Origin of the sequence: Rahnella sp. EDr1-12, from assembly GCF_049206505.1 — a bacterium.
In the GTDB taxonomy this organism is placed as follows: Bacteria; Pseudomonadota; Gammaproteobacteria; order Enterobacterales; family Enterobacteriaceae; genus Rahnella; species Rahnella rivi.
In genome coordinates this window covers 34,985-59,210 of record NZ_JBLZNY010000008.1, presented here as the reverse complement: position 1 = coordinate 59,210, position 24,226 = coordinate 34,985, and the positions used below count along the sequence as shown (strand labels likewise).

General features: G+C 53.0%; 21 protein-coding genes and 1 pseudogene. 18 read left to right on the top strand and 4 right to left on the bottom strand.

The genetic code is table 11. The features are described 5' to 3' along the window. The first annotated feature begins 187 nt into the window (after window positions 1-187). Together ACO0U8_RS21950 and ACO0U8_RS21945 are read left to right on the top strand one after the other, a co-directional pair. Window positions 188-3,340, top strand: a complete 3,153-nt coding sequence (locus tag ACO0U8_RS21950; protein WP_421671621.1) for an autotransporter domain-containing protein — start codon at window positions 188-190, stop codon at window positions 3,338-3,340. A gap of 117 nt (window positions 3,341-3,457) precedes the next feature. Further along, complete coding sequence (locus ACO0U8_RS21945) at window positions 3,458-4,375, top strand: LysR family transcriptional regulator (protein WP_421671620.1); 918 nt, start codon at window positions 3,458-3,460, stop codon at window positions 4,373-4,375. A gap of 44 nt (window positions 4,376-4,419) precedes the next feature. On the opposite strand, the gene panM is transcribed toward ACO0U8_RS21945, so the two are convergent. After that, window positions 4,420-4,821, bottom strand: coding sequence for an aspartate 1-decarboxylase autocleavage activator PanM (gene panM, locus ACO0U8_RS21940; RefSeq protein ID WP_421671619.1), 402 nt, complete (start codon window positions 4,819-4,821; stop codon window positions 4,420-4,422). 404 nt (window positions 4,822-5,225) lie between these two features. Here panM and ACO0U8_RS21935 point away from each other — a divergent pair, with 404 nt between their 5' ends. The 14 genes and pseudogenes from ACO0U8_RS21935 to ugpQ all read left to right on the top strand — a co-directional run bounded on the left by ACO0U8_RS21935 (window position 5,226) and on the right by ugpQ (window position 18,446). Further along, window positions 5,226-6,338: a branched-chain amino acid ABC transporter substrate-binding protein gene (locus tag ACO0U8_RS21935; RefSeq protein ID WP_056772160.1), complete on the top strand. Its 1,113-nt coding sequence runs from the start codon at window positions 5,226-5,228 to the stop codon at window positions 6,336-6,338. A gap of 174 nt (window positions 6,339-6,512) precedes the next feature. Continuing rightward, window positions 6,513-7,439, top strand: coding sequence for a high-affinity branched-chain amino acid ABC transporter permease LivH (gene livH / locus ACO0U8_RS21930; RefSeq protein ID WP_056772157.1), 927 nt, complete (start codon window positions 6,513-6,515; stop codon window positions 7,437-7,439). Continuing rightward, a complete protein-coding gene (locus ACO0U8_RS21925; RefSeq protein WP_056772153.1) occupies window positions 7,436-8,725 on the top strand; it encodes a high-affinity branched-chain amino acid ABC transporter permease LivM in 1,290 nt (429 codons plus the stop codon). Before livH ends, ACO0U8_RS21925 begins: the two co-directional genes overlap by 4 nt. Continuing rightward, window positions 8,722-9,492, top strand: coding sequence for a high-affinity branched-chain amino acid ABC transporter ATP-binding protein LivG (gene livG, locus ACO0U8_RS21920; protein WP_013577465.1), 771 nt, complete (start codon window positions 8,722-8,724; stop codon window positions 9,490-9,492). The genes ACO0U8_RS21925 and livG overlap by 4 nt, the downstream gene beginning before the upstream one ends. 13 nt (window positions 9,493-9,505) lie before the next feature. After that, window positions 9,506-10,207: a high-affinity branched-chain amino acid ABC transporter ATP-binding protein LivF gene (livF, locus tag ACO0U8_RS21915; protein ID WP_122096540.1), complete on the top strand. Its 702-nt coding sequence runs from the start codon at window positions 9,506-9,508 to the stop codon at window positions 10,205-10,207. A gap of 131 nt (window positions 10,208-10,338) precedes the next feature. After that, window positions 10,339-11,526, top strand: coding sequence for a PLP-dependent aminotransferase family protein (locus tag ACO0U8_RS21910; protein WP_421671618.1), 1,188 nt, complete (start codon window positions 10,339-10,341; stop codon window positions 11,524-11,526). A 340-nt stretch (window positions 11,527-11,866) separates the two neighbouring features. After that, a complete protein-coding gene (locus ACO0U8_RS21905) occupies window positions 11,867-12,481 on the top strand; it encodes a hypothetical protein (RefSeq protein WP_238485032.1) in 615 nt (204 codons plus the stop codon). After that, window positions 12,468-12,728: a hypothetical protein gene (locus ACO0U8_RS21900; RefSeq protein WP_183850402.1), complete on the top strand. Its 261-nt coding sequence runs from the start codon at window positions 12,468-12,470 to the stop codon at window positions 12,726-12,728. The genes ACO0U8_RS21905 and ACO0U8_RS21900 overlap by 14 nt, the downstream gene beginning before the upstream one ends. 3 nt (window positions 12,729-12,731) lie before the next feature. After that, window positions 12,732-13,211 (top strand): annotated as a pseudogene (locus ACO0U8_RS21895) (Hcp family type VI secretion system effector). A gap of 202 nt (window positions 13,212-13,413) precedes the next feature. Continuing rightward, window positions 13,414-14,727, top strand: a complete 1,314-nt coding sequence (gene ugpB / locus ACO0U8_RS21890; RefSeq protein WP_421671617.1) for a sn-glycerol-3-phosphate ABC transporter substrate-binding protein UgpB — start codon at window positions 13,414-13,416, stop codon at window positions 14,725-14,727. A 166-nt stretch (window positions 14,728-14,893) separates the two neighbouring features. Continuing rightward, on the top strand, window positions 14,894-15,781 hold the full coding sequence (ugpA, locus tag ACO0U8_RS21885) for a sn-glycerol-3-phosphate ABC transporter permease UgpA (RefSeq protein WP_421671616.1): 888 nt from the start codon (window positions 14,894-14,896) through the stop codon (window positions 15,779-15,781). After that, the gene (gene ugpE / locus ACO0U8_RS21880; protein WP_056772126.1) at window positions 15,778-16,623 is read left to right on the top strand and encodes a sn-glycerol-3-phosphate ABC transporter permease UgpE; all 846 of its coding nucleotides are present in this window, start codon (window positions 15,778-15,780) and stop codon (window positions 16,621-16,623) included. The genes ugpA and ugpE overlap by 4 nt, the downstream gene beginning before the upstream one ends. A gap of 6 nt (window positions 16,624-16,629) precedes the next feature. Continuing rightward, window positions 16,630-17,703 carry a sn-glycerol-3-phosphate import ATP-binding protein UgpC gene (locus ACO0U8_RS21875; protein WP_217202721.1) on the top strand — a complete coding sequence of 358 codons (1,074 nt, stop codon included), beginning with the start codon at window positions 16,630-16,632 and terminating at the stop codon, window positions 17,701-17,703. 2 nt (window positions 17,704-17,705) lie between these two features. Beyond that, entirely contained in the window at window positions 17,706-18,446 is a 741-nt protein-coding gene (gene ugpQ / locus ACO0U8_RS21870; RefSeq protein ID WP_420804199.1) for a glycerophosphodiester phosphodiesterase, read from the top strand. Window positions 18,447-18,500: 54 nt separating this feature from the next. On the opposite strand, the gene ACO0U8_RS21865 is transcribed toward ugpQ, so the two are convergent. Next, window positions 18,501-19,175, bottom strand: coding sequence for a hypothetical protein (locus ACO0U8_RS21865; protein WP_414070156.1), 675 nt, complete (start codon window positions 19,173-19,175; stop codon window positions 18,501-18,503). A 247-nt stretch (window positions 19,176-19,422) separates the two neighbouring features. Next, window positions 19,423-19,725: a DUF2756 domain-containing protein gene (locus tag ACO0U8_RS21860; protein WP_056772401.1), complete on the bottom strand. Its 303-nt coding sequence runs from the start codon at window positions 19,723-19,725 to the stop codon at window positions 19,423-19,425. Between the two features lie 202 nt (window positions 19,726-19,927). Here ACO0U8_RS21860 and ACO0U8_RS21855 point away from each other — a divergent pair, with 202 nt between their 5' ends. Further along, complete coding sequence (locus ACO0U8_RS21855) at window positions 19,928-20,827, top strand: carboxylate/amino acid/amine transporter (protein WP_183850413.1); 900 nt, start codon at window positions 19,928-19,930, stop codon at window positions 20,825-20,827. On the opposite strand, the gene metR is transcribed toward ACO0U8_RS21855, so the two are convergent. Continuing rightward, window positions 20,733-21,668: an HTH-type transcriptional regulator MetR gene (gene metR / locus ACO0U8_RS21850; protein WP_056772115.1), complete on the bottom strand. Its 936-nt coding sequence runs from the start codon at window positions 21,666-21,668 to the stop codon at window positions 20,733-20,735. The genes ACO0U8_RS21855 and metR overlap by 95 nt on opposite strands. A gap of 104 nt (window positions 21,669-21,772) precedes the next feature. Here metR and metE point away from each other — a divergent pair, with 104 nt between their 5' ends. Then, window positions 21,773-24,052, top strand: a complete 2,280-nt coding sequence (gene metE, locus ACO0U8_RS21845; protein ID WP_421671615.1) for a 5-methyltetrahydropteroyltriglutamate--homocysteine S-methyltransferase — start codon at window positions 21,773-21,775, stop codon at window positions 24,050-24,052. Window positions 24,053-24,226: the final 174 nt, after the last annotated feature.

The following is a 24,226-nucleotide window of genomic DNA, read 5'->3' as shown; positions in this document are numbered from 1 at the left end:
TCGTCAGGATCGAAAATTTTCATTTTTTATGGAAAATATAATGGATTATTTTTATTCAGAAATGTTAATGAGGTTGATCACTCCTGCACTTCTAAAATAAATACTCTCCAGCTATTGATTAACAGAGGGGTTGAGTTTTTTTAGAGGTCATGAGGGATTATTTATTCTGTTTGAAAGGATTCATTTAATGAAAAAGATAAAGTTATTACCCCTTTGTATTATTCTTGCCCTGAGTCAGCAGAATTCATTTGCTGCTACTCCGCTCTCCGGTCCTGCTCCCGCTTGTCCAAAAAATATTGATGGTTTAAGTCAGGCCGATAAAGACGCACTTCCCGCAGCGTGTCAAAAATCAGGAATTACTGAGCAGCAGTTATGGATAACGGGAGGCGCGCTTGCCGGAGTGGCTGCGGTGGTCGGTATTGCCATGTCAGCTGGCGGTGGCGGTGGCGGTTCAGATGATGGCGGCAGCACACCGCCGAATCCGGATGACGGCGGCAACACGCCACCGAATCCGGACGACGGCGGCAACACGCCACCGAATCCGGATGACGGCGGTAACACGCCACCGAATCCGGATGACGGCGGTGATACGCCACCGAATCCGGACGATGGCGGTGATACGCCACCGGATCCCGATGATGGTGGCGATACGCCAGATCAAACGCCGATGACCACCACTTATCCAAACGGACTGTCAGTGACGATGGTGCCGGGCGCAACGACCGCTTCGCTGACGCTCAGCGGTGAGACTATGCAGGCAGTGAAGCAGGCGAACGGCACCTGGCTTGTCACGGATTCGACGGGCAAAACCTATACTGCGCAGACGCTGGATCAGGCCACGGGCGCGATCACCGGTTACAGCATTGCCGATCGAAAATCATGGACCCTGGATGCAACGACACCCACCGGGAAAAAAATCTGGACGTCGCAATATCTCGATGTGAGTGGGAAATTGGAAAACGGGGAAATTATATATACCGGCACTATAGTGGTGGAAAATAAAGTTGGCCAAAAATATATGATAGACCCATACCAAGTGAGTTCACTTCCTGTTTATGTTCCTGATGGTATTAATGATAAAGGCCGTGTAAGGATAGAGGATAACGCCATATTTTTGAATTCAGGACGTATGGAGTTGGATGATGGCGTTGACGATTCTACCTTTGCTTTTGCCCCAAACAATTATATGTATACACTTGATGCTGTACGGCTGGACAATGGTGTATTTATTAATACCGGAGCTGTCACTGGCCGGTTTAGTTCAATTATCAGCCTGAACAGCTCAGATATTTATAATTCAGGCACCATTTCTGTGCTCGGTGAGGATGGAAAGTATGCTTTTGCTGGTAAGGATAATGTGATAACCACCAGTCTCTTTATCCTGGGGGGGGATTCGGCACAAAGTACAGATACCTGGACCAATACATCAACCGGGGTGATTACCGCCAGAGGGGGAACATCGGTCCTTTCAGATTTCGGTGGCAACATTGTTTATTCTGACCCACAGGCATCAGGATCTGCTCATGATCAGGGGACCATCAATGCGGTCAATGATGGCCTGATCGATTTCTCTCTGCTTAATTCGGTTAGCGCTAAACCAGATCTCATCTCTCCGAACACCCTGGCCGCAGTTTCATTAGGTAACAGCGCCGGCACGGTCAATACCTTTGTCAACAATGGCACAATGACCGTCAGCGGCGGTAATGCGGTGGCAATGTATGGTCAAAATAATACGACGCTGGTCAACAACGGGACGATCAATCTTGGCGATTCCAGCCTTTCTATCGCGGAAAATGGTACCGGGCTTGTGGCCTTTAAAGCGGTGGGCGACAACGTCACGGCCTATAACCAGGGCACGGTGAATATCAATGCCGACGGTTCCTATGTGTTTGACCGCGCAGGCAGCGCCACGGCGCATCTGGTGAATACCGGTGAAGTGAATGTGCGTGCGGGTGTGACGTCGTATGGGTTGGTGAAAGGCGAAGCCGGTACTGTTGTCGATACTACCTCGGTTTACCGCAGCACGGTCAGCAACTATACCGTAGGCACCACTGCCGCCGGCACGTCAGGGACAATGACGGTCAGCCATGCTGATTTGAACGACGTTTCTGTTGATACCGGTTTTACCTCCGGCACCGCTGCCCAGACCCAAACCTTCGACAATGTCTTTGTGGGTGAAGATATTCAGGGCGCGGAAAACATACAGTCAACCAGCGTCGTCTGGTCCGCCAGCGCGCAGACTGATCAGAGTGGCAACGTTGATGTCACGATGAGCAAAAACAGTTATCAGGACGTGGTCAGCAGTGATGCCAGCGCGCAGAACATGGCCGCCACGCTCGATGCGAACTACACCAATAACGCGTTGTATAGCAGCCTCAATCTGCAAACCGCGTCGGAAGTCGATAAAGCGATGCGTCAGCTTTCCGGCGTGGATGCCACCACCGCTTTCAAAGAGGCGCGTGTGCTGAGCCAGCGTTTCAATATGCTGGCCGATAACGCCATCGTATTGCCGTCAGGTTTTGGTTTTAATCTGGTGGATAAAAACGATAAACGCAGCGAACTGGGCAACGATACCCGTTATGACATGATGGCCCTGAGTCAGAGTTTTGACCTCAGTGCAGGTCAGAAGATGCAAATGCAGTACGGTATTGCGCGTCTGGACGGTAACGGCATCGATGGCAAAAGCAAAGCGGGTGATAACGGGTTGACCGGCGGTTACAGCCAGTTCTTCGGCATCAATCACAGCGTAGATTTTGGCAGTCTGAAACTGACCAACGCCCTGCGCTACGACGTGCATCAGCTGGAAAGTAACCGCAGCATCCGTTATTCCGGTGTTAACCAGACCGCCAGTTCTGACAACAGCCAGCAGTACATGGAATGGCGTAGCCAGTTCAGCAGAGGGTTTGACGTGGCAGAAGGTTTAAATCTGACCCCTTCTGTGGGCATGAAACTTCGCCATACCAATAACGATGCTTACAGCGAAAGAGGCGCGGGTGATTTCAATCTGAATATGGATTCCAGCAACGAAACGGCAGTAGATGCTGTCATCGGTGTTCAGATGAAATATGCGGCATCGAATGGCTGGGCGATGAATGCCTTGCTCGAAGGCGGGCCGAATCTCAGTTATACGCAATCTGCGCAGAAAGCCTCTTTGCAGGGCGCGAATAATGCCAGCTTTACCATGAACGACGATCAGCAGGGTGGTGGTTTTAATGGTGTCGCCAAAATGGGGCTGAGTTATGGCGGCAAGGCCGGCAAACTTGCCTTCGATGCTTATCAGTGGAAAGAAGATGATATTGTCGATAAAGGTCTGTCTTTAGGCTATCAATATAACTTCTAAATCATTTTATTCCGTTCTTCAAAGCGGCCGCGAGGCCGCTTTATTCATCCCCTGTTTTCATAAAATGACATTGGTCATGGCGCTTAAAAGAGAGTCATCACCTGGAATGGAGTTTTCATGAGCATCGATAATATTAATAAGCTATACAGGAAATTTGATATAAACCTGCTTCCTTTATTTGTTTTACTTTTTGAGTGCGGCAGCGTGAGCCAAACCGCATCGCGTCTGGGGGTATCCGCTTCGGCAGTTTCGCAGTCATTAAATAAACTGAGGGGATATTTTTTTGACCCGCTCTTTGTTCGTGATTGCCAGACGATGATTCCCACGGACACCGCCAGGCATTTATATTTCTTAGTGCATGATGACATGGTGAAACTGATTGAAGATATTGACCAGCTCCTTGATGCCAATGCTATAAAGAAACTGGTGATCCGCTGTTCAGATTATCTTTGTGTCAGATTATTTTCCGATATCTCAGACGTGGTGATGTCGCAACACCCTAAATATCAGGTCATTCACGATTCGGCCTTTGAGAGGCCAGAGTCTACAATGTCTTTTTCTGGCATGACTGAAATTATTCTTGGTTTCACACCCTGTCAGGACAGTTCTTACGAAAATGTAAAAATAATGGATGAAGAGCTGTGTTACATCTGCTCAGATAATCATCCCCGCGTGAAAGATGTCCTGACAGAGGAGGACTTTCAGAATGAAGAATATATTGTATTTTACCGGATGAAGAATAAAGAGGATGAAATTGAAGGGTTCATTCCTAAGTCGAGATTCTTCAGTCTGCTGGAATATAATTCATTTATCACCTTGCTGAAAACGGTGGAAAACAGCGAATGTATTTGCATCATACCAAAATGGGTTTTAGACCATTTTAAAGAGATATTCAGTATTAAATGTATTGATTCCGTCCAAAAACTCCTGCCTTTACCCGTCTATCTGAGTTATCAGAAATCGATGGCGTCAGACCAAACGATTAAAGATATTCTCCGGCATTTTTCAACGCAGGCATTTGCAGGCGTGCTCTGACCCACCTTTCATTCCCTTACCAGGGAAAGTGCCTGTACCGGGCTTCAGTGTTTGCTGGGCCCCTGCAGGTTTTTTATCCAGCGGCCATTTTCATGGTGAAAACCACACGCCGTCATAAAGGCATCCAGCACGGGTTCCGGCTCGGCTTTCATTGTCCAGCTTTTCACCTGCGGCAATTGTGCCTGCAAATCTTCCATCAGATATAACCCGACACCGCGACGGCGCGTCACTTCGCGCACCAGCAGATCGCTGATTTCACCCTGACTGCCGTTGAGCCGGATTTTCACGGCACCCAGAATGCGTTCATTAAACACCGCCGCAAACAGCGCACGATCATTTTGCAGGCTGGCTTGCCAGTCGTTTTGCGTTTGCTCAGGCCAGATTTTTGCCAGATCGATCAGGTCTTGTGCGCTGAGGGAGGTGAGTCTTTGAATCGTTAATTTCATGATGCGGAAGGTCTGAAAAAAGGAGGCGTGTAGTGTAGCGGATCCTGCTAAAAACCGGGCGTAACTTTTTTTGTACAGTAACAGCGCGAAAACTTTTTTGGCGATCCCTGTATAAGCGATAAATGTTGGCTTTAATCAATAATGCCAGCGTTTACCACTGATTGTCTGACAGGGAACCGATTTAATGCCCAGATAAAATTCTGTTTACACCTCATATTTCTGATTGTGCTATTTGATTTGCAGAAGAAAATTCCTGTTTAATGATATGAATTATAAAGTCTTATTCGAAAATAAGACGAAATAAGCCGGTAACTCGTTATTACTTATACTAAATTTCTTAAGTGATGACGTTTTGAACAGGCAAAGAAAGCGCAAACCACAACACACATCAACGGGGTAATCGGATGAAAGTAACAAAGGGTAAGATCTGGCTGGCAGGGTGTATTGCATTGGCAATGAGTCAGGCCGCGTTTGCAAAAGATATTAAAGTCGCCATCGTGGGCGCGATGTCCGGTCCGGTTGCCCAGTATGGCGATATGGAATTTACTGGCGCGAAACAAGCCATCGCTGACATCAACGCCAAAGGCGGCGTAAAAGGCGACAAACTGGTTGGCGTCGAATATGACGATGCCTGTGACCCGAAACAAGCGGTCGCCGTGGCTAACAAAGTGATCAACGACGGTATCCGTTACGTGATCGGCCACCTGTGTTCCTCTTCCACTCAGCCCGCTTCCGACATCTATGAAGATGAAGGCGTGTTAATGATCACACCGGCTGCGACCAACGCTGACCTGACCACCCGTGGTTACAAAATGGTGATGCGCACCACCGGCCTGGATTCCGATCAGGGCCCGACCGCTGCGAAATACATCCTCGACACCATCAAACCAAAACGTATCGCCGTGGTGCATGACAAACAGCAATACGGCGAAGGCCTGGCCCGTTCCGTACAGGACGCGCTGAAAAAAGGCGGCGGCAACGTGGTGCTGTTTGAAGGCGTCACCGCAGGCGATAAAGACTTCTCCACCCTGGTGGCGCGTCTGAAGAAAGAAAACGTCGATTTCGTTTATTTCGGCGGTTACTACCCGGAAATGGGCCAGATCCTGCGTCAGTCAAAACAGGCCGGTCTGAACGCGAAATTCATGGGTCCGGAAGGCGTGGGCAACTCCTCACTGTCTAACATTGCCGGTGATGCCTCTGAAGGTATGCTGGTGACGCTGCCAAAACGTTATGACCAGGTTCCGGCCAACCAGCCAATCGTTGACGAACTGAAAGCCAAAAAACTGGATCCAACCGGTCCGTTCGTCTGGACGACTTACGCCGCATTGCAGGCGCTGACCACCGGTATGGAACGCAGCGGCAGCATGGAACCGGCTGATATTGCTAAAAACCTCAAATCAGCGTCAGTGGATACCGTCATGGGCCCGCTGAGCTGGGATGATAAAGGTGACCTGAAAGGATTCGAATTCGGTATTTTCGAGTGGCATAAAGACGGCACGTCTACCCCAATCAAATAAATGCCCGGCATCCTTCAGGTTGCAGGGGGGTTGGCTGCAACCAGAATGATTTTGGCATTGCTATGCAGTAGTAGCAGAACAGCGCATTACTCTGCCCGGCGTCTGGTTTTATATGAGGCGCCGGGTTGCAGTCTCAGCACAAGTTTTCAAACCCTTGATTAATAAGGATAGGGTATGTCAGAGCAGTTCCTCTATTTCACTCAGCAGATGTTCAACGGCGTCACGTTGGGCAGCACCTATGCGCTGATCGCCATTGGTTACACCATGGTTTACGGCATTATCGGCATGATCAACTTCGCCCACGGCGAGGTGTATATGATCGGCAGTTATGTCTCCTTTATCGTAATCGCCGCCCTGATGATGATGGGTATCGACGCCAGCTGGTTGCTGATCGGTGCCGGTTTTATCGCCGCGATTGTGATTTCCAGTGCCTACGGCTGGAGTATTGAACGCGTGGCGTATAAGCCGGTGCGTAACTCCAAACGTCTTATCGCACTGATTTCTGCCATCGGGATGTCTATTTTCCTGCAAAACTACGTCAGCCTGACCCAGGGCTCGCGTGATCTCGCCTTACCGAGTCTGGTGACCGGCCAGTGGACACTGGGCGAAGCTAACGGCTTTGCGGCGACCATCAGCACCATGCAGCTGATCATCTGGATCGTGACCTTTGTTGCCATGCTGGCGCTGACGCTGTTCATCCGTTATTCACGCATGGGCCGCGCCTGTCGCGCCTGTGCGGAAGATCTCAAAATGGCCAGCCTGCTGGGGATCAGCACTGACCGCGTGATCTCACTGACTTTCGTCATCGGCGCATTAATGGCGGCGGTGGCGGGCGTTCTGCTCGGTCAGTTCTACGGCGTCATCAACCCGTACATCGGCTTTATGGCCGGGATGAAAGCCTTCACCGCGGCGGTTCTCGGCGGTATCGGCAGCATTCCGGGGGCGATGATCGGCGGCCTGATTTTAGGCGTGGCCGAAGCGCTGACCTCGGCGTATCTGAGCACCGAATACAAAGACGTGGTCTCCTTCGCGCTGCTGATCGTGGTGCTGCTGGTACTGCCGACCGGTATTCTCGGACGTCCGGAGGTTGAGAAAGTATGAAGCGCCTGAATCTGTTAAATGCGCTGGTTTCCGCTTTCGTCCTGCTGGTGCTGGCCGCGTTCATCATGGGATTGCAGCTGAGCCTCGATGGCACAAAACTGGTGGTCAACGGGGCCGGTGAAGTGCGCTGGACGTGGATTGCCATCGGTTGTGCAATTGTTTTTGTGTTCCAGCTGTTCCGTCCGATGGTCAGCAGCAGCCTGAAAAAAATCTCCGGGCCGGGCTGGGTGTTGCCAAGCTTTGACGGCTCGACGCCGAAACAAAAACTGCTGGCGCTGGTGCTGATTATCGCCGCCATCGCCTGGCCGTTTATCGTCTCACGCGGCACGGTGGATATCGCCACGCTGACGCTCATCTACATCATGCTGGGCCTCGGCCTGAACGTGGTGGTCGGGCTGTCCGGCCTGCTGGTGCTGGGTTACGGCGGCTTTTACGCCATCGGCGCTTACACCTACGCGCTGCTCAATCACTACTACGGCATCGGGTTCTGGGAAGCGTTACCGCTGGCCGGTCTGGTGTCGGCGGCATTTGGTTTCCTGCTCGGATTCCCGGTTCTGCGATTGCGGGGCGACTATCTGGCGATTGTGACCCTCGGCTTCGGCGAAATCGTTCGTATCCTGCTGCTCAACAATACCGAACTGACCGGCGGGCCGAACGGCATCAGCCAGATCCCCAAACCGACGCTGTTCGGGCTGGAATTCAGCCGCACACCGCGCGACGGCGGCTGGGACACCTTCAGCAACTTCTTTGGCGTGGCCTACGACCCGAGCGACCGCATTATCTTCCTGTACATGGTGGCGCTGCTGCTGGTGATCGCCACTTTGTTCATCATCAACCGTTTGCTGCGTATGCCGCTGGGGCGTGCGTGGGAAGCGTTGCGTGAAGATGAAATTGCCTGCCGGTCGCTCGGGCTGAACCCGACCCGCATCAAGCTGACTGCGTTCACCATCAGTGCCGCGTTTGCCGGTTTCGCCGGTACGCTGTTCGCTGCGCGTCAGGGCTTTGTCAGCCCGGAATCCTTCACCTTTGCGGAATCCGCTTTCGTGCTGGCTATCGTGGTGCTCGGCGGCATGGGCTCGCAGTTCGCGGTGATTCTGGCGGCGATTTTGCTGGTGGTTTCCCGTGAGCTGATGCGTGACCTGAACGAATACAGCATGTTACTGCTCGGTGCGTTAATGGTGCTGATGATGATCTGGCGTCCGCAGGGCTTGCTGCCGATGAAACGTGTCCATCTCAAACTGAAGCTTTCTAAGAAACAAATCGCGGATCAGGGGGAACAGGCATGAGCACGCAACCTCTGTTAGCGGTTGAAGGTCTGATGATGCGTTTTGGCGGCCTGCTGGCGGTCAACAACGTGGCGCTGAACCTCAACCAGGGCGAAATTGTTTCGCTGATCGGCCCGAACGGCGCCGGTAAAACCACGGTGTTTAACTGCCTGACCGGTTTCTACAAGCCGAGCGGCGGCACCATTAAACTGCGCGACCAGCATCTTGAAGGGTTACCGGGGCAGAAAATCGCCCGCATGGGCGTGGTGCGCACTTTCCAGCACGTGCGTCTGTTCCGCGAAATGACTGTGATTGAAAACCTGCTGGTTGCCCAGCATCAGCACCTGAAAAGCGGCGTACTGGCGGGCTTGTTCAAAACGCCGGGATTTCGTCGCGCTGAAGCGGATGCACTGGATCGCGCTGCCGACTGGCTGGAACGTGTCGGGCTGCTCGAACTGGCCAACCGTCAGGCGGGGAATCTGGCATACGGCCAGCAACGCCGTCTGGAGATTGTGCGCTGCATGGTGACGCGTCCGGAAATCCTGATGCTCGACGAACCGGCAGCCGGCCTGAACCCGCGGGAAACCGAAGAGCTGAACCAGCTGATTGCCGAGCTGCGTAACCAGCACAACGTGTCGGTGCTGCTGATTGAGCACGACATGAAACTGGTGATGGGCATTTCTGACCGCATCTACGTGGTGAATCAGGGCACGCCGCTGGCGCAGGGCACACCGGCTGAAATTCGAAACAATCCGGATGTGATCCGTGCGTATCTTGGCGAAGGGTAAGGGACAGAACACGATGTTGTCATTCAATCAGGTATCCGCCCATTACGGCAAAATTCAGGCGCTGCATGAAGTCAGTCTGAGTATTAATAAAGGGGAAATCGTCACGCTGATCGGCGCGAACGGTGCGGGTAAAACCACGCTGCTCGGCAGTTTATGTGGCGAACCGCGTGCGACGAACGGCTCGATCATTTTCGAAGGGCAGGACATCACCCAGTGGCAGACCGCCAAAATCATGCGTGGCGATATCGCGATTGTGCCGGAAGGCCGCCGCGTGTTCTCCCGCATGACGGTGGAAGAGAATCTGGCGATGGGCGGTTTCTTTGCCACACGCGACCAGTTTCATGCCCGTCTGGAGCGCGTATTTACGCTGTTTCCGCGCCTGAAAGAGCGCCGTGTGCAGCGTTCCGGCACCATGTCCGGCGGTGAACAACAGATGCTGGCGATTGGCCGTGCGCTGATGAGCCAGCCGCGTTTGCTGCTGCTCGATGAACCGTCGCTGGGGCTGGCGCCGATCATCATCCAGCAGATTTTTGACACCATCCAGCAACTGCGCGAAGAAGGGATGACCATCTTCCTGGTCGAGCAAAACGCCAATCAGGCGCTCAAACTCGCCGACCGCGGTTATGTGCTGGAGAACGGCCATGTGGTACTGGAAGATACCGGTGCGGCATTGCTGGCGAACGAAGCGGTGCGTGCGGCCTATCTCGGCGCATAAATTGGCTTCGGATTTCAAAAATCTGTGATAAATCTATAAAACCGCACGGCTGGCGCTTTGCGGTTTTTATTTTGTCGATAAATTAACAACTCTTACATTCTTATAACTTGGCTACTCATCAGGAACATTTCATGAACACAGAAGGTTTACTCGCCGCCCGCATGGTCAGGCTCAAAAGCTCAGCCATCCGGGAACTGCTTAAACACAGCAAAATGGAAGGCGTTATTTCACTGGCGGGCGGTATTCCTTCTTCGGCGCTGTTCGATTTCGACGGCCTGCGCGAAGCCACGCAGCAGGCGATCACTGAACAGCCTGAGCACGCTTTCCAGTACGGTCTGACGGAAGGCAGCCATACGCTGCGTGAGCGTATTGCTGAGCTTTGTGCAGAGCGTGGTGTGGTTGCTGGTGCCGACGACATCGTGGTCACTGCCGGTTCCCAGCAGGCGCTGGATTTGGTGATGCGTGCCGTCGTGAACCCGGATGATATTTTCGTGGTGGAACGACCGACCTATCTGGCGGCGTTACAGACGCTGGAACTGGCCGAAGCGCAGATTCTTTCCGTCGGTTCTGACGGCGACGGCATGATTGTTGATGAACTGGCTGAACTGCTGAAAACTCGCAAAATTAAAGGCGTCTATCTGGTGCCGACATTCGGCAACCCGAGCGGTGTCACCCTGAGCCGCGCCCGTCGTGAGCAGCTGGTGAAACTGGCGGCACAGCACGAATTCCTGATTGTTGAAGATGACCCGTACGGCGAACTGCGTTTCACCGACGAACGCCAGCCGACGTTGTTTGAGCTGTCGAAAGCGTTGTTCGGCCACGCCGAGAACATCATCTATACCTCGACCTTCTCTAAAATTCTGGCGCCGGGTCTGCGTCTGGGCTGGGTGATCATGCCAGACTGGTTGCTGCACAAAGTTGCCATCATTAAACAAGCGGCGGATCTGCACGCCAGCGCGCTGTCACAGTCAATTGCCGAATGCTATCTCGGCCTGGGGCGTTTGCCTGCACAGATCGAAACCATCCGTGCGGCGTACAAAAAGAAATGTCAGGTCATGGCTGAGCTGCTCGAGCGTGAACTGGGCGACGTGCTGACCTTCGAATATCCGAAAGGCGGTATGTTCCTGTGGGCGCGTTTCCGCGAGCCGCGCAACTGCGCTGAATGGATGAAAAAGACGCTGGAGCAGGGCGTGGTGTTTGTGCCGGGCGAATTCTTCTATGCCGATAATCCGGATCACTCGACCTTCCGCCTGTCGTTCGCAACGGCGACCGAAGAACAAATGCACGAAGCGGTGGCCCGCCTGAAACGCGCGCTGTAATTTCTCTTTATCGTATTCCCTGAGGCGCATCAGTAACCTGATGCGCCTTATTTTTTTGCTTCATCGCGTGGGTGTCCGGAAAAGTGGGATAATCTAAGGGTAACCCCCCATCGGCATAGACTGCCAAAGTCAGTGGCTACTGGTTCATATCTCTCCCTAATATTCAGCGATATAACACACGTTTAATGAAGAAGAATTGGAATTTATAATATCTTGTCATTAAACCATTTATGTATTAATGTTTTTTTTCAACACGAAATCAGGGAAGTATATCGTGGCAGACACCGATAATATTTCAAGTGATATAGAAGATATTGCGTATAGAATTTCAGACATCATCATGTCCCCCGCCACAATTACCGGATTAATTAATGGCGCACTTAGCGTTCCTTTGGATATGGGTTATCTGGCCCTGGGGTATTTTGATACAGACTCCCGCTTTGCACATCAGACACAGCGTTTCCGAATGGCTGAAGCAATACATAATGACATATTGAATTACAAACATATAACACATGCGGTAGGGATTATATTTAACGAATTCGATAAATATACCTCAGTAAACAAACAAAATAATGCCTATCGTGGTGTCGTATCTTCAGTGGCAGGGCGTTTAATTACCGCGAAACTAATTGCGGTAATCGGTGCTGCTGTGCTTGCGAGAGTGTCATTTATCGGTACCCAAAGTGCCAAAAACTGGATTGGCAGGGTGACGATGATTTTACTGATAGGGGGAATGAGTGAGCGCTCAATAAGAAAGTCAGAAAGCCTTGCCATCGAAGTCCCGGAGATTTACAGACTCCTTCGCCCACAGGATTATGACCTTACTTACTTTCTTTTTGAACCTGCGGTTAAACCGTTCATTGATGCGGTGCACATAGGTGCGACGCGCGGGCAGCCTGAATTTGACAGGATAATCGATGCTGTAGGGCGAAAACTGCATGTCACACAATAAACCGCTTCTGGTTGTTGCAAAAGGCGCTGCGAAAGGTGTGATATTTGCCGTCGTCAAAGTATGGGATTTTTTTGAATCTGTGCTTTTTGTTGGCGGGTTAATCGGATGCCTTATGCTGCCAGTTGTATGGCCTATGAAATTTGTTTATGCCGCAGGATGGCTGGTTTTTTTCTTCTGTGTATCAAAGTACATCGGAAAAATAGAAGGCTATAGGAAGAAAAACAGAAACGTTAAATTAAGGAAATAAAAAATGTCTAATCCTGCTTATTTGTGGTTAACGGATGAAAATGGTTCTCCTATTATCGGAAGCTGTAATGTTCACGGGCGTATTGGCTCTATTGAAGTGAAATCACTTTCACATCATCTGACAGTTCCGACGGACAGGAATACAGGAAAATTAACAGGCACGCGTATTCATACGCCGATCCTATTCAAAAAGGAATTTGATCGCACAACCCCCATACTTTACCGTGCGATTAGTCAGGGGATCACACTTAAATCCGCTGAATTAAAAATGTATCACACAGCAGATGCTGGTGTATAAGCGGAGTATTTCAACATTCGCATGGAAAATGTGAAGATCACCGGCATTACTCCGAGCCTTCATCCCGATTCGGGAACAGGAACGCATCTGGAAAATATTGAAATTCGCTATGAGTCAATTCAGTGGAAATATGTTGACGGAAACATAATATTTAAAGACAGCTGGAATGAACGCACCGTTGCATAACTCTAATAAGATAAGCCGTCCTGAAGACGGTTTATCATTACGCTAAACCGCCATGAACCTCATTTTTTGCCATCTGCCTGTCATCACCGCTTAACTTTATCGTAACCTTATTGTCATTTTTCCGTGTCATTTTACCTCCCGACTCTACCCGGCATACTTCAGGCTGCACTTGCAGCACACCAGCAGAATTCAGGAGACAGGCATGTTCATCAACCTCAAAAAAACGGTTATCGGCACCGCGCTGGCGCTGGCTTTCAGCGCCAATGCTTTCGCTGTGACAGAAATTCCTTTCTGGCATTCAATGGATGGCGAGTTAGGCAAAGAAGTGAACTCACTGGCTGACCGTTTTAACCAGACGCACCCTGATGTCAAAATCGTGCCTGTTTACAAAGGCAAATATGACGAAAGCCTGGCCGCCGGTATCGCCGCGTACCGTACCGGTAATGCACCGGCGATTTTGCAGGTGTACGAAGTGGGTACCGCGACCATGATGGCCAGCAAAGCCATCAAGCCGGTTTACGAAGTGTTCAGCGATGCCGGTCTTAAACAGGATGTGTCTCAGTTCGTGCCAACCGTTTCCGGTTACTACTCCGATTCCAAAGGCCGCCTGCTGTCCCAGCCTTTCAACAGCTCCACGCCGGTGCTGTATTACAACAAAGACGCGTTCAAGAAAGCCGGTCTGAACCCGGATCAGCCACCAAAAACCTGGCAGGACATGGCCGCCTACACCGAGAAATTGCGTGAAACGGGCATGAAATGCGGATATGCCAGCGGCTGGCAGGGTTGGATCCAGATTGAAAACTTCAGCGCCTGGCACGGCCTGCCGATCGCCACCAAAAACAACGGTTTCGATGGCACTGATGCGGTTCTGGAATTCAACAAACCTGAACAAATCAAGCATATCCAGATGCTGGAAGACATGAACAAAAAAGGTGATTTCACCTATTTTGGTCGTAAAGATGAATCCACCGCCAAGTTCTACAACGGCGATTGCGCGATGACCACCGCGTCTTCCGGTTCACTGGCTGACATCCGTCAGTATTCCAAATTCAACTACGGCGTAGGCATGATGCCTTACGACGCAGACATCAAAGGCGCACCACAAAACGCCATCATCGGCGGCGCAAGCCTGTGGGTGATGAACGGCAAAGACAAAGACACCTACAAAGGCGTCGCCGAATTCCTGCAATTCCTGACCACGCCGGCCATCGCTGCCGAATGGCATCAGAAAACCGGTTATCTGCCGGTGACCACCGCCGCGTATGAGCTGACCAAAAAAGAAGGCTTCTACGAGAAGAATCCAGGTTCTGACGTCGCTACCCGCCAGATGCTGAACAAGCCACCGTTACCGTTCACCAAAGGCCTGCGTCTGGGCAACATGCCGCAGATCCGTACCATTGTGGATGAAGAACTGGAAAGCGTGTGGAGCGGTAAGAAAACGGCGAAAGAAGCACTGGATACCGCAGTACAGCGCGGGAACTTACTGCTGCGTCGCTTCGAAGCTTCTACTAAGTAAGTCGGCTACTGTGCATTGCCCGTCTGGATTGGGCAGTGCCTGCTCTCGTCATGGACGTTGTGTCCGCGCCGGGAGCTGCGCGCTGTCCGCACCCGGTCTGGCTCCGCTCGCTACGCCTCCTCCGGCGTAGCCTGCCTTTTGTCATCGCATTAACGAGTAAACCATCATGAGTTCACACCGTCCCGGTTTTGGTTGCAGCTGGTTGCCCTACGCACTGGTGCTGCCGCAGCTGTTAATCACCGCGATATTCTTCCTGTGGCCTGCCGGTCAGGCGCTGTGGTATTCGGTGCAGACGCTGGATCCTTTCGGCTTATCCAGTACCTTCGCCGGGCTGACAAACTTCACGCAGCTTTTTCAGGATCCGTACTATCTCGAATCTTTCTACACCACGCTGAAATTCAGCTTTATGGTGGCCTTTATCGGACTGGCCGTTTCGCTGTTTTTCGCGGCGCTGGTCGATCACGTGGTGCGCGGCAGCCGGATTTATCAGACGCTGATGATCCTGCCTTACGCCGTGGCGCCTGCCGTGGCCGCCGTCTTGTGGATGTTTCTGTTCAGCCCCGGTCTGGGCCTGATCACCCATTTTTTAGGCTCGATTGGCTACAACTGGAACCACGCGCAAAACAGCGGTCAGGCGATGTTCCTGGTGGTGCTGGCGTCGGTCTGGAAGCAAATCAGCTACAACTTCCTGTTCTTCCTGGCGGCGTTGCAGTCGATCCCTAAATCGCTGGTGGAAGCGGCGGCGATCGACGGCGCAGGCCCGGTACAACGTTTCTTCAATCTGGTGCTGCCGCTGATTTCGCCGGTGAGTTTCTTCCTGCTGGTGGTCAATCTGGTGTACGCCTTCTTCGATACCTTCCCGGTCATTGATGCCGCGACGGCCGGTGGCCCGGTGCAGGCGACCACCACGCTGATTTATAAAGTCTATCGCGAAGGTTTCTCCGGCCTGGATCTGTCCAGCTCTGCCGCGCAGTCCGTGATTCTGATGCTGCTGGTTTGCGGCCTGACGTTCATTCAGTTCCGCTTTGTCGAGCGTAAGGTGCGTTACCAATGATTGAAAACCGCAGAGGGCTGGATATCTTCAGCCACATCATGCTGCTGCTCGGCGTGCTGGTGATTTTGTTTCCGCTGTATGTCGCCTTTGTGGCAGCGTCGCTGGATAACAAACAGATTTTTGAGGTGCCGATGACGCTGATCCCAGGCAGTCATTTATGGGAAAACATCAGCACCATCTGGACGCAGGGCGTCGGCAATAACAGCCCGGCGTTTGGCCGTTTGCTGATCAACAGTTTTGTGATGGCAATCGTTATCACCGTCGGCAAGATTTCCGTCTCGATGCTGTCGGCGTTCGCCATTGTCTATTTCCGTTTTCCACTGCGTAACCTGTTCTTCTGGCTGATTTTCATGACGCTGATGCTGCCGGTGGAAGTGCGTATTTTCCCGACCGTGCAGGTGATCGCCAATCTGCATATGCTCGACAGCTACACCGGCCTGACGCTGCCGCTGATGGCGTCGGCCACCGCCACTTTCCTGTTCCGTCAGTTCTTTATGACCTTGCCGGATGAGCTGCTGGAAGCTGCGCGCATCGACGGCGCAGGCGCCATGCGCTTTTTCTGGGACATCGTTTTGCCGCTGTCGAAAACCAATCTCGCGGCGCTGTTCGTTATCACCTTCATTTATGGCTGGAACCAGTATCTGTGGCCGATCCTGATCACCAGCGATGCCTCGATGGGCACGGCGGTGGCGGGGATCAAAAGCATGATCTCCTCCGGCGACGGCTCGACCCAATGGAATCAGGTGATGGCGGCCATGATCCTGACCTTATTACCACCGCTGGCGGTGGTGCTCCTGATGCAGCGCTGGTTTGTGCGCGGCCTGGTAGACAGTGAGAAGTAAACCGAAATGGCAAATTTGAAATTACAGGCAGTGACCAAGTCTTACGACGGCAAAAACCAGATCATCCAGAGTATCGATCTGGACGTCGCCGACGGCGAATTTATCGTGATGGTCGGGCCTTCCGGCTGCGGAAAATCGACCCTGCTGCGGATGGTGGCGGGGCTTGAGCGCACGACATCCGGCGATATCTATATCAACGACCAGCGCGTCACCGAGCTGGAACCGAAAGATCGCGGTATCGCGATGGTGTTCCAGAACTACGCGTTGTATCCGCACATGACCGTGTTCGACAACATGGCGTATGGCCTGAAAATTCGCGGCTTCGGCAAAGCGCAGATCCTTGCCCGCGTTGAAGAAGCCGCACGCATCCTCGAGCTCGGCCCGCTGCTTAAACGCAAGCCGCGTGAGCTTTCCGGCGGCCAGCGTCAGCGTGTGGCGATGGGGCGCGCTATCGTGCGCGAACCGGCGGTATTCCTGTTCGACGAACCCCTCTCCAACCTCGACGCCAAACTGCGCGTGCAGATGCGCCTTGAACTGCAACAGCTTCACCGCCGTCTGCGCACCACCAGTTTGTACGTCACCCACGATCAGGTGGAAGCCATGACGCTGGCGGAACGCGTGATCGTGATGAACAAAGGCATTGCGGAACAAATCGGTACGCCGTCGGAAGTGTATCGCCGTCCGGCCAGCCTGTTTGTTGCCAGCTTTATCGGCTCACCGGCCATGAATCTGCTGCCCGGCCAGCTGACCAGCGACGGCACGTCGCTGGTGATGGAAGACGGTTTTGAGTTACCGCTGCCGGTTCCGCGCCCGGAATGGGGTGGCCGGGAGCTGACCGTTGGTGTTCGTCCTGAGCACATTCAGCTGACCGACGATCAGCAAAAAGGGATCCCGATGGTGCTTAACACGCTGGAACTGCTGGGCGCAGATAATCTGGCGCACGGCAAACTGGCGGGCAGCGGCGTTGTGGTGCGTTTATCGCATGAAGTGTTTCCGACGGCAGGCTCGCTGTTGCGCTTGGATTTCCCGGTGAAAGCGTTACACTTTTTCGATACTCAAACCGGATTACGGATGGAATGAACATGAAAGCCTGGCCTTACCCTCGCATTGTGGCGCACCGTGGCGGCGGCGCACTGGCACCGGAAAATACGCTGGCAGCCATCGACGTTGGCGCAAAATACGGCCACACCATGATCGAGTTTGACGCCAAACTGGCGCAGGGCGGGGAAATCTTCCTGCTGCACGACGATACGCTCAACCGCACCAGCAACGGCTGGGGCGTGGCGGGGGAGCTGCCGTGGGAAAAACTGCAACAGCTCGACGCGGGTGACTGGTACGGTGCCGCGTTTAAAGGCGAGAAATTGCCGTTGCTGGCCGAAGTGGCCGAACGCTGTGCGCGCCACAATATGATGGTGAATATCGAGATCAAACCGACCACCGGAACCAATGAGAAAACCGGCACCGGGGTGGCGCTGGCTGCCCGCGAACTGTGGAAAGATCAGGCCGTTGCGCCGCTGCTTTCCTCGTTCGAATTCGACGCGCTGGTCGCGGCCAAAAAAGCCGCACCGGAATTGCCGCGCGGTTTGCTGATTGACGAATGGCACGAAAACTGGAAAGCGCTGACCGATGAGCTGGAATGCGTTTCCCTGCATCTCAACCATAAATTGCTTAACGAAGAGCGGGTCAGGGCAATCAAAGACGCCGGGCTGCATATTTTGGTTTACACCGTGAATAACCCGGAGCGCGCCCGCGAATTATTGCGCTGGGGCGTGGATTGCATCTGCACGGATAAGATTGATGTGATCGGGCCGGATTTTGTCTGATAACAAAAAATAAGGCGCGGTCATCGCGCCTTATTCATTTCACCGCAATAATCCTCAGTGCTTCAGCAGGCGTGGAAGTTGGTTATCCAGTTCCAGCAGGCAGGAATCCATATATTTTTCGGTAGTTTTGGTGACCAGCGCATAGTTATTTGCCTGCCAGTCGGTAAGCGGAGCGGTCACGACAGTCGGCGTACATTCTGCAATAACCCAGGCGGAGAACATATTCGCATCTTCAGGTTTCTTGTAGAACTTAATGGTATAGCGCAGTTCATAATCAGAGTTAGCGCTGGAGAGATCTTTATAAACCAGCAACCACTGTGCAGCCACAATATTCAGATCGTTTTTATACTGATAGCCGTTGCCGTTTTTTTCCAGCCATTTTGCGATGAGAGGCTTGGCTCTTGGCGTGAGGTAGTTTTTCGTGGGTTCTGGCAGGGCTTTGATCTCCGATCCTTTCAGGTTTTCCTTACTGAAGGAATTTACGGCAATTCCTCCGGCCAGCACGGATGTCAGAACATTCAGCCCCACGCCTGCCGCCGTGTAAGAGGGCGTCACTTCACGTAAATAGATATCGGGCGAGCGGTTGTTATTCATATCTGCTGAAGCAAAACCAGAGTACAAGCCAACACTGCTGCCATTAGCGGCAGTGATTTTTTCAGATTGAGTCGTGGCACACGCGGATAATAATAAGCTTGCAGCGACGACGACAATCCCTGTTGAAACTTTCATGCAACAATTTCCCTTTTAGCTTTATAAAAATCTATCAATGCGTCTTCAGGTATTAACCCTGTTTTATTCATTGTGTTGTTTCTGGGGCAGAACGACGTTATTCCTGTCGGCCAGGAAGATTAAAGCATTAATAAAAATATTAGGGAAGGCGTGATTTATTTAATGCGGTAATATTACCGGAGGTAAATAGTCGGGGAAGGCGAACGGCTTTTAAAAAACTAAGAGGCACTGAGTGCCTCCGGTCATATTATGGTGTCTGATTTAACTTCTGGTTTAACGTCTGGTTATTCTGCTGGATCTGCAACCGTTGCTGATTGCTCTGGATTTGCGATTTCAGCTTAAGCTGTTGCTGCTGCTGACTGCTGCGTAAATCCTGCTCCTGCTGGCGTTTCTGCATTTGCTGATTGTTCTGCTGCTGTTGTTGCATACGCTGTTGCGACGGGTTGGTCAGCAGGGGATCGTTAGCGTTGGGCACTTTGTCGGCGGCGCCCGCAGTGTGAACGGCAAGCAGCAATGGCAGTACGGCAATAATTCCATATAAGCGTTTCATCGGTTCATCCTCCATTTCCAGTCATCCGTTAAGTGTATGCCATCACACCCGACAGCGTGTCATTTGAGGGCACGTTTCCCTCAAAGCGTGGCATGCGTCTCGTTTGCTCTATAATTAAACAGACGTCAACCACCTTCACGCTTCGCGGTTTCCTTCATTCCGCTACAATCATCCATCTTTATCATTTTAGGGCTCAACTGCCGTGCCTTTACTCATTATCACCACCATTTTGTGGGCCTTTTCCTTCAGCCTGATTGGCGTCTATCTCGCCGGACAGGTCGACAGCGTATTCGCCGTGCTGGTCCGTTTAGGGCTGGCGGCGCTGGTTTTCCTGCCGTTTTTACGCTGGAAAGGCCATCAGCTCACCACCATCTTGCTGTACATGGCCGTGGGCGCGATGCAGCTTGGCATCATGTATCTCATCAGCTTTGAGGCGTATCTGTACCTTTCGGTGCCGGAATTCCTGCTGTTTACCGTGATGACGCCGCTGTACGTTACGCTGATTTATGACCTGATCAGCGGGCGCAAAATCCGCATCGGCTATGCGCTCAGCGCGCTGCTGGCGGTGGCGGGTGCAGCGATTATCCGTTACGACCACATCAGTGAACATTTCATCATCGGTCTGCTGCTGGTGCAGGCGGCGAACATTTGTTTTGCCATCGGGCAGGTGGGCTATAAACGTCTGATGGAAACCCGTCCGGTGCCGCAGCACACGGCGTTTTCCTGGTTCTATATCGGTGCGCTGATGTGCGCCGTTGTGGCGTGGTTTCTGTGGGGCAATCCGCAAAAGTTGCCGACCACGGACCTGCAATGGGGCATTCTGGTGTGGCTGGGGATTGGCGCATCGGGGCTTGGGTATTTCATGTGGAACTACGGTGCGACGCAGGTTGATGCGGGAACACTTGGGATTATGAACAACTTTCACGTCCCGGCCGGGCTGCTGGTTAATCTGGCGATCTGGCAACAGCAGCCGCACTGGCCGAGCTTTATCGTGGGAGCCGCAGTGATTATGTCCTCACTGTGGGTACACCGGCGTTGGGTCGTGCCGCGTCGCGAACAAACGGCAGATGATCGCACGCGTGCTGCCGCGCCGAACGAATAAAGGCTTCGGTCACCGGCTGACGCTGTTCGCCGTCACGCACGGCAGCGTACAGCCGGCTCCATAAGCCATCGCCCAGGGTTTTGGTCACGACCAGACCCTGGCGCTCAAAACTTTCCACCACCCAGTGGGGCAGCGCCGCAATCCCCATTCTCGCCGACACCATCTGAATCAATAACAACGTATTATCGACATTTTTCAGTGCCGGACTGACGCCCGCCGGTTGCAGGAAATGCCGCCAGATATCCAGACGCTGCCGCTGCACGGGATAAATCATCAGCGTTTCACTGCTGAGGTCTTCCGGCGTGATGACCGGTTTCGCCGCCAGCGGATGATCCGGTGCCAGCACCAGACGCACTTCAAAATCAAACATCGGGGAATAATGCAGACCGCTGCGCGGCAGGATGTCGGAGGTTAAGACGATATCCAGCTCGCCCTGTTGCAGCGCGGGCTGCGGGTCGAATGTCACGCCGGATTTGAAATCCATCATCACCTGCGGCCAGTTCTGATGGAAGTTATCCAGCGCGGGCGTCAGCCACTGAATACAGCTGTGACACTCAATCGCAATGCGTAACGACGCCTGATGCGGTTCATTGCATGCCTGCAACGCCTGCTGGATTTGCGGCAGCACCTGTTCCGCCAGATTCAGCATGATTTCGCCCTGCGGCGTGAACCGTAAAGGCTGACTTTTTCGCACGAACAACCTGAAACCGAGACGTTGCTCAAGGTCACTGAACTGGTGCGACAGGGCCGATTGGGTCTGATGAAGCTGTGAGGCGGCGGCGGCCAGTGACCCGGTGTTGCGCAGTGCTTGCAACGTTCGCAGGTGTTTCAGTTCGATCATGAGAGTCCTTCACTGTGTCATGAATAATTTGCGCTTGTGGAATATACACTACCTGCGGATTATGGATGTGTAAACATCTGGATGGCTAAACAGGAATTAAAAAGATGACGATACTGAATCACACTCTGGGTTTTCCACGCGTTGGTCTGCGTCGTGAACTTAAAAAAGCACAAGAAAGCTACTGGGCAGGCAATTCCACTCAGGAAGAACTGCTGGCCACCGGCCGCGAACTGCGTGCCCGTCACTGGAAACAACAAACTGAAGCTGGCGTGGATGTGGTGCCGGTGGGCGATTTCGCCTGGTACGATCACGTTCTGACCACCAGCCTGCTGCTGGGTAACGTGCCGGCACGTCACCAGAACGCCGACGGCTCTGTTGACCTCGATACTTTATTCCGTCTTGGCCGTGGCCGCGCACCGACCGGTAAACCGGCTGCCGCTGCGGAAATGACCAAATGGTTTAACACCAACTATCACTACATGGTGCCGGAGTTTGTGAAAGGGCAGAAATTCAAACTGACCTGGACGCAACTGCTGGAAGAAGTGGACGAAGCGCTGGCGCTCGGCCACAAAGTGAAACCTGTTCTGCTGGGGCCGCTGACTTATCTGTGGCTCGGCAAAGTGAAGGGCGAACAGTTCGACCGCCTTTCCCTGCTCAACGACATTCTGCCGGTGTACCAGAAGGTGCTGGCGGAGCTGGCAAAACGCGACATCGAATGGGTGCAGATCGACGAACCGGCGCTGGTGCTTGAACTGCCGCAGGAATGGCTGGATGCCTGCAAACCGGCCTACACCGCGCTGGAACAGAGCAAAATCAAACTGCTGCTGACCACTTATTTCGACAGCGTCGGGCATAACCTCGACACCATCCGCCAGCTGCCGGTGCAGGGTCTGCACATTGACGCCGTTGCCGGTCGCGATGACCTGCAAACTGTGTTCAACGCGCTGCCTGAAGACTGGCTGATTTCTCTGGGGGTGATCAATGGCCGTAACGTCTGGCGTGCGGATCTGAGCACCTGGTTTGACCGTCTGAAACCGCTGGTGGCAGGCCGAAATGTCTGGATCGGCAGCTCCTGTTCACTGCTGCACAGCCCGATCGATTTAAGTGTCGAAAGCCGTCTGGATGAGGAAGTGAAAAGCTGGTTCGCGTTTGCCCTGCAAAAATGTGCCGAGCTGGCGTTGCTGACCTCCGCGCTGAACAATCCCACCGGGGAAGCGCAGCAGAAACTGGCACAATACAGCGCGCCCATCCGCGCCCGCCGTGAGTCCGCCCGAGTGAACAATGCGGCAGTCACTCAGCGCGTGGCCGCGATCACCGGCGCCGATATTGAGCGACAGAACGTTTATACCCAACGTGCCAAAGCCCAGCGTGCCCGTTTCAATTTGCCTGCATGGCCGACCACCACCATCGGTTCTTTCCCGCAAACCACCGAAATCCGCGGCCTGCGTCTGGACTTCAAACAAGGCCGTCTGGATAACACCAAATACCGCACCGGTATCAGCGAGCACATTAAGCAGGCCATCAAAGAGCAGGAACGTCTGGATATCGACGTGCTGGTTCACGGTGAAGCTGAACGTAATGACATGGTTGAATACTTCGGTGAGCATCTGGACGGTTTTGTGTTCACGCAAAACGGCTGGGTACAGAGCTACGGTTCCCGCTGCGTGAAACCGCCGGTGATTATCGGCGACGTCAGCCGTCCCGACGCGATCACCGTTGAGTGGGCGAAATACGCCCAGTCCCTGACCGAAAAACCGGTCAAAGGCATGCTAACCGGCCCGCTCACCATTCTCTGCTGGTCCTTCCCGCGTGAAGATATCAGCCGTGAAACCATCGCCAAACAAATCGCGCTGGCGCTACGTGACGAAGTGGAAGATTTGCAAAAAGCCGGTATCGGCATCATTCAGATTGATGAACCGGCGCTGCGCGAAGGCCTGCCATTGCGTCAGTCCGAGTGGAAGGCGTACCTGCGCTGGGCGGTGGATGCGTTCAAACTCAATGCCGCGGTTGCCCGTGATGACACCCAGATCCACACCCACATGTGTTACTGCGAATTCAACGACATCATGGATTCCATCGCCGCGCTGGATGCTGACGTAATCACCATCGAAACTTCGCGTTCTGATATGGATTTGCTGGAGTCATTCAAAGACTTCGAATACCCGAACGAAATCGGACCGGGCGTCTATGACATTCACTCGCCGAATGTCCCAAGCGTGGAATGGATTGAAGATCTGCTGCGAAAAGCTGCGGACCGCATTCCGGCAGAGCGTCTGTGGGTCAACCCGGATTGCGGGCTAAAAACCCGGGGCTGGCCTGAAACCCGCGAATCGCTGGAAAACATGGTCAAAGCCGCCAAACGTCTGCGCGCTGAGAAAGCCTGAAATCAAGAGTTGTTGTGTTGTTGCTGAAACAGTTGGGGCACTCCGGTGCCCCTTTTTTTTGGCGCTCATTCGTACTTTGTTACGACTCTCTCAGGCGGCGTCATACGGTGGCTGCGGGCTGATTAGCGGCCATTTTGGCGGCTCGTTTCCGCACGAGGTGGCGTTGTCCGCTAG